This window comes from Mesorhizobium sp. B1-1-5 (assembly GCF_006443065.1).
Taxonomy (GTDB): domain Bacteria; phylum Pseudomonadota; class Alphaproteobacteria; order Rhizobiales; family Rhizobiaceae; genus Mesorhizobium.
Genome location: NZ_VFWS01000544.1, coordinates 1 through 1150, shown reverse-complemented (window position 1 = coordinate 1150; position 1150 = coordinate 1). Strand labels below are relative to the sequence as shown.

Here is a 1150-nt window from a genome sequence, read left to right as displayed (position 1 = left end):
GGATACGTTTTCGGGTGAGCCGACGAAAAACGTCTGCGTCTTCGCCGAGGCGCAGGTCGACCGGTCGCCGACCGGCTCCGGCGTCACCGCCCGGCTGGCGGCGATGCATGCCAAGGGCGAGATCGCAACAGGCCAGACACGCACTTTCGAGAGCATCGCCGGCTCGCGCTTTTCCGGCGCGGTGGCGCGGACGGCGAAAGCCGGACCGCATGAAGCGATCATCGCCCGCGTCGGCGGCCGCGCCTACTATTGCGGCCGGGCGGAATTCATCGTCGAGCCCGACGACGAACTGGGGCGCGGCTTTCTGCTGCGGTAGGGACTGGCGCATCAACGGAACGGCTTGCTCCCCCGATCGGGCCGGGCCGAGATCGCCTTGTGCAGATGCACCATCATGGCTGCGGCGAAGAGCGGCGTCACCAGGTTGAGCAGCGGCACGGTAAGGAAGGCCGCGATGACCAGGCCGGCGAGAAAGACCGTCCCGGCATGGTGCCGGCGCAAGGCCCTGGCCTCTTCTTCCGGGCGGAAACGCATGGCGGCGAATTCGAAGAATTCGCGCCCGAGCAGGTAGCCGTTGACGATGAAAAAGGCGGCGATGTTGATGCCTGGCACCAGCAGGAGCAGCAGGGCGACGATGTTGCCCAAAACGACGACGCCGAAGAACTTTATCGCCAACACCAGCGAGCGCAGGGCCGGCATGGCGCGGCCGGGCGGATCGCCGGGATAATCGGTACGCTCCACCACTTCGGCGACATCGTCGAGGAACAGACCGGCGACGACGGCCGTGACCGGCGCGACGAGCAGCGCCATGCCGAAAGCAAGCGCGATGGCCGCGACGATGCCGCCCAGCCAACCGGCCCAGGACGGCAGGCCGGGAAAGAGTGTGTGCAGCCATGGCAGCGCCAGCCACTCGACGAGGCTGGTCAGCCCGAACCACAGGCCGACCAGAGCAAGCACAGTCAGGCCTAACGTCTTGAGGAAGACGGCGCGCAATTCGGGCGAGAACAGCTGGCCGGCGGCGGCGCGGGCGGCGCTGGAGATCACGGTGCTTCCTCGCTTCGACGGATTGCCCCTGTGAGGATAGGCAGCAGGTTCGCCGGTCACAAGCTCTATTGCCTGCCGTGGGTCAAGGCGGTCGTTTCAGGTTTCGAAC

Annotated in this window: 2 protein-coding genes; one reads left to right on the top strand and one right to left on the bottom strand. The window is 66.8% G+C overall.

The annotated features are described in order from the left end of the window. The coding region (locus tag FJ980_RS33140; RefSeq protein ID WP_181181407.1) for a proline racemase family protein at positions 1–316 on the top strand (316 nt) is incomplete at its 5' end. A gap of 11 nt (positions 317–327) precedes the next feature. On the opposite strand, the gene FJ980_RS33135 is transcribed toward FJ980_RS33140, so the two are convergent. Next, a complete protein-coding gene (locus tag FJ980_RS33135) occupies positions 328–1041 on the bottom strand; it encodes a sulfate transporter family protein (RefSeq protein ID WP_140547615.1) in 714 nt (237 codons plus the stop codon). Positions 1042–1150 lie beyond the last annotated feature (109 nt).